General features: G+C 64.4%; 3 protein-coding genes and 2 pseudogenes. 4 read left to right on the top strand and 1 reads right to left on the bottom strand.

All coding sequences use genetic code 11. The features are described 5' to 3' along the window. Together JCM25156_RS09425 and JCM25156_RS23090 are read left to right on the top strand one after the other, a co-directional pair. A partial coding sequence (locus JCM25156_RS09425) for an alanine racemase (protein ID WP_025812876.1) occupies positions 1-304 on the top strand: 304 nt, incomplete at its 5' end. Between the two features lie 41 nt (positions 305-345). Continuing rightward, positions 346-1600 (top strand): annotated as a pseudogene (locus JCM25156_RS23090) (D-amino acid dehydrogenase). Here the strand turns inward: JCM25156_RS23090 and JCM25156_RS09415 are convergent. Then, complete coding sequence (locus tag JCM25156_RS09415) at positions 1588-2577, bottom strand: LysR family transcriptional regulator (RefSeq protein WP_025812875.1); 990 nt, start codon at positions 2575-2577, stop codon at positions 1588-1590. The pseudogene JCM25156_RS23090 and the gene JCM25156_RS09415 overlap by 13 nt on opposite strands. A gap of 166 nt (positions 2578-2743) precedes the next feature. Here JCM25156_RS09415 and JCM25156_RS23085 point away from each other — a divergent pair. Both JCM25156_RS23085 and JCM25156_RS09400 read left to right on the top strand, forming a co-directional pair. Next, positions 2744-4341 (top strand): annotated as a pseudogene (locus JCM25156_RS23085) (MFS transporter). Between the two features lie 19 nt (positions 4342-4360). Beyond that, positions 4361-4911, top strand: a 551-nt coding sequence (locus JCM25156_RS09400) for an HlyD family secretion protein (RefSeq protein WP_025812874.1), incomplete at its 3' end; no start/stop codon positions are given.

Here is a 4911-nt window from a genome sequence, read left to right as displayed (position 1 = left end):
CAGCGGGCCACGCCGGATCGCGACACTGGGCATTGGTTACGCCGATGGCTTCCTGCGCCACGGGGCCGATGGCGGCTGCGCATGGCTGGATGATTACCGCCTGCCCATCCTTGGCCGCATTTCCATGGATTCCACCACCATCGACGTAACCGATGTGCCGGAATCCGTGCTGGACGCGACCACGCATGTGGACATGATCGGCCCGCGCCACAGTGTGGATGATGTGGCGCGCTGTGCGGGCACCATCGGTTACGAGGTGCTGACCGCACTCGGTTCACGTTTCCACCGCGCCTATCTGCCGTAGGCCGTGCAAGAGCTTCATCCGCCACAAAAGGCATCTGAGTCATGAAAATCATTGTTCTGGGTAGTGGTGTCGTCGGTGTGACATCGGCATGGTATCTCGCGCAGGCGGGGCATGAGGTTACGGTGGTGGACCGTGAACCCGCCGCCGGGCTTGAAACCAGCTTCGCCAATGCGGGGCAGGTCTCACCGGGGTATTCATCCCCCTGGGCCGGGCCGGGCGTGCCGTTCAAGGCCATGAAATGGCTCATGATGAAATACCGGCCTTCGTGTTCTGGCCCATGCCTGACCCGCATCTGTGGAAATGGCTGGTGCAGATGCTCGAAAACTGCACCGCCACCGCCTATGCCCGCAACAAGGGGCGGATGGTGCGTGTGGCGGAATACAGCCGCGACGTGATGCGTGAACTGCGCGCCAGCACCGGCATCACCTATGATGACCGGCAGATGGGCACATTGCAGATATTCCGCACGCAAAAGCAGATGGACGCCATTGCGGGCGACATCAGCGTGCTGGAGCAGTTCAATGTGCCTACGAGATCCTGAACCGTGAAGGCTGCGTGAAGGCCGAGCCGGGGCTGGCCTCCAGCGCGCAGAAATTCGTGGGCGGCCTGCGCCTGCCCGGTGATGAAACGGGGGATGCCTTCATGTTCACCCAGCGCCTGGCCGCGCTGGCGGCGGATGCAGGCGTCACCTTCCATTACGACACCGCCATCCGCGCCATGACGGCGGAAGGCGGGCGCATTACCGGCATCGAGACCAGCCGGGGCCGGATGGTGGCGGAATCCTACGTGGTGTCGCTGGGCAGCTATTCACCGGCCCTGGTGCGTCATCTGGGGCTTGACCTGCCCATCTACCCGGTCAAGGGCTATTCCCTCACCGCCGAGATCGTGAATGAACATCAGGCCCCGCTTTCCACCATCATGGACGAGACGTTCAAGATCGGCATCACCCGTCTGGGCAACCGCATCCGCGTGGGCGGCACGGCGGAACTTGCCGGTTTCTCCACCCGCCTGCGCGCGCCCCGGCGCGAGACGCTGGAACACTCGGTGCGGGATCTCTTCCCCGGTGGCGGCAATATCGGCGAGGCCCTGTTCTGGACCGGCCTGCGCCCCATGACACCCGACGGCACGCCCATCATCGGGCGCACCCGCTACGACAACCTGTACCTCAATACCGGCCATGGCACGCTGGGGTGGACCATGGCCTGCGGTTCGGGCCGGGTGCTGGCCGATATCATGTCCGGCCGCATGCCTGACATCGCGCATGAGGATCTGGGGCTGGTACGCTACGGCCAGTAAGGCCGGATCACGTTATCCTTTTCCCCCGCCACGCTCATGGTGGGGGAAAAGCCTTCGGGCAGGTCATCGCCACGCTGGCGCACGACACGATAGACCGTGTTGCGCAGCCAGCGATGCACCGGGTCGCTGTCGCGGCGCGGATGCCATGCCTGGAACGAGCGCACCGGCGGCAGGTCAAAGGGGAATTCGAACTCCGCCAGATGCATCGACCGGATGGGCAGGTAGTCGATGGCGATGCCCGGCAGCGGCAGGATCATGTCCGTCATGCGCAGGGTCTCGACCATGGCGTAATAGGTGGGCACGACCATCACCACCCGCCGCCGCAGGCCGAAACGCTCGCGCAGCACAAGGTCGATCGGCCCGTGCAGCCGCCCCCGGCGCGAGACACTGATATGCTCGTACCGTACGATCGTGGCCGGCGTGATCCCTTCGGCCAGAATGGGATGATCGGCGCGCACAAGGGCGCGGAACCCGGTGGGAAACAGGCTCTGCTGGCGGATTTCGGGGCGCATGTCGTCCGATGCGCCGAGATAGAGGTCCACCCTGCCTTCCCGCAGGTCGTTACTGGGTTCCTCATCCGTTTCGGGGGCGAAGGTGATGGTGCAGCCGGGGCAGTCCTGACGCAGGGCGGCAAGGATGGCCGCCCCGAACGCGCCCACGATCAGGTCATTGGCGCGCAGCACGAAATGGGGGGAAAGACCGGCAAGATCCGGTGCCTCCTGCTCCTCCAGCAGGGCGTCCGCGCCATCGACCAGGGTGCGCACGCGGTCACGGAGTCCCAGCGCGAAGGTGGTCGCGACCATGCGCCGCCCCGATGCGACAAGAATCGGATCGCCAAAAATCACGCGCAGCTTGGCCAGGCTCCGGCTCATGGCGGCCTCGCTCACCTTAAGCCTGCGCGCGGCGTGGGAGACGCCTTCCTCCTCGATCAGCACCTGAAGGCTGCGCAGCAGATCGAGATCGTACCGTTTTCTCATGCGCCATTTCCCCTGCTGCGTATCCGGAACGAAACCGCCCTGATTATCCTAAAAAAATGGATTTGACCAATCCGTAAAATGGAGGTGTCAACCTGCGCGATCATGGGTATTCGCCGCAATCCCGCATCGCGATCATGGCCCGGCTTTTCCCGCCGGACGGATTGATGTGAACGCAGCCCCCTCCCCCGCCCCTTCGTATATTCCCCCCTTTGGCCCGCGCACGGTTGTCGGGTGCCTGGGCATGCTGCTGGCCGTGCATGTCGCCGGTTTCAATGAACATATAACGGAAATCGGCCTGCCCGATATCCGCGGCGCCATGCATATCGGTCACGATGAGGGGACGTGGTTCATCTCCATCTATGAATCATTCAACATCGCGGCCATGGCGTTCACGCCGTGGTTCTACGTCACGTTTTCCATCTACCGCTTTTCCCTGTTCATGACGGCGCTGCTGGGGCTGCTGGCCATTCCCGCGCCCTACATGCCCGACATGACCACGCTGTGCATCCTGCGCGCGGCGCAGGGGCTGGCGGCGGGGTGCCTGCCGCCCATCCTCATGACCGTCATGCTCAAATACCTGCCCGCCCCCATACGGGTATTCGGCATTGGCGGCTATGCCATGAGCGCCACCTTCGGCCCCAACCTCGGCGGCCCGCTGGAGGCGATGTGGTTCGAACATGTCGGCTGGCGGTGGCTGTACTGGGAAACATTGCCGCTATGCGCGGTCGCCATTGGCATGATCGGCTGGGGCCTGCCGCGCGATCCGTCGCACTGGGAACGGTTCCGCAATTTCAACTGGCGCGGGTTCATGCTGGGGGTTCCGGCCATCATGTGCGTGGTGACGGTGCTGTACCAGGGCGACCGGCTGGACTGGTTCCGCTCCCCCGTCATCACGCACCTGACATTCTGGGGCGGCGCGCTGTTCATCGGCTTCCTTGCGCATGAATGGTTCCATCACAGCCCGTTCTTCCGCATCCAGTTCTGGGGCAACCGCAACATCGCCATGTCGCTGCTGACGCTGGTCGCGTCGCTTATGATCTGCGGGCTCATGACGGAAATCCCGTTCACCTACCTTGCGACATACGGGGCTACCGGCCCGTTCAGGCCGCGCCCATCGCGCTGGTGGTGGCGCTGCCGCAGCTTGTGCTGCTGCCGCTTACGGCGGCGCTGTGCAACATCCGCGCGGTGGACTGCCGGTACGTGCTGGCCATCGGCCTTGTCTGCCTTGGCACCGCAGCGTGGCTTGGCACATGGCTGACACCGGACTGGGTGCGTGACAATTTCATGGCCATCCAGATTCTGCAGATATTCGGGCAGCCGATGGTGGTCATCCCCACCCTTATGCTGGCGGCCCTTGGCCTGGGGCCCGCCGATGGGCCGATGATCTCGGGCATGGTGAACATGCTCAAGGGCATGGCCAACGCCATCGCCACCGCCCTGTTCGAGGTCATGCTGCGGCGGCGTGAACAGTACCATTCCACCATGCTGCTGGACCTGCACGGCACGCACGGCACAGCGCTGGCTGGCATGGGGGATCCCATCAGCGGGCAGATCGGCGCGACATCGCCCGACGCCGGGCATATCGCACGCAACGCGCTCCAGATTTTCCATACCTACGTGCACGAGCAGTCCACCGTTCTGGCGCTGGCGGACATCTACCTGCTGGTGATGTGGATCTGCGCCTTTTTCCTTGTCCTGACAGCCATCCTGCCGGGACGTGTCTATGCCCCGCGCGCGCCGGTTCCCACACCCGCCGCGCACTGAACCGATCGGGTCCGAAGCAATGCCCCACACGAAACCCATCATCCTGGCTGGCGGGACCGTTATCCTGCTGGTCGCCGCCGCATGGACCGCCGACCGCCTCATATCGGGCAATGGCACGGATGAATATACCAACGACGCCTACGTTACCGCCGATTTCACCACCGTGGCCCCCAAGGTGCCCGGCCGTATCGACCGCGTGATCGCGCAGGATAACGAAGCCGTGCACCCCGGTGAGGAACTGGCCCATATCGAGGATGACGACTACCGCGCAGCACTCGAGACCGCCCATGGCGCGACGCAGGCGGCACAGGGCGATGTCGCGAACCTTGAGGCCGAATTGGTCCGTCAGGTCGCCCTGATCGCGCAGGCGCGCGCCAGCGTGGCGGCGGATCAGGCGCAGCTTGTCTTTGCGCGCCAGAACGCACGGCGTTACCGCAACCTGTCCGCCGATGGATCGGGCACGCTGGAGCAGAATCAGGACAGCGCCGCCCACCTGCTTGAAGCCCAGGCCCGCCTCGATCATGACAATGCCGCCGTCGAGGCCGAAACCGACCAGACCGGGGTGCTGCG

This window comes from Komagataeibacter kakiaceti JCM 25156, from assembly GCF_000613305.1.
This window is presented reverse-complemented; position numbering and strand designations above follow the sequence as displayed.

What these genes read in the sequence shown, in the direction of transcription:
- JCM25156_RS09415 (WP_025812875.1), bottom strand. Translation starts at nt 2,577, where the DNA reads ATGAGAAAACGGTACGATCTCGATCTGCTGCGCAGCCTTCAGGTGCTG.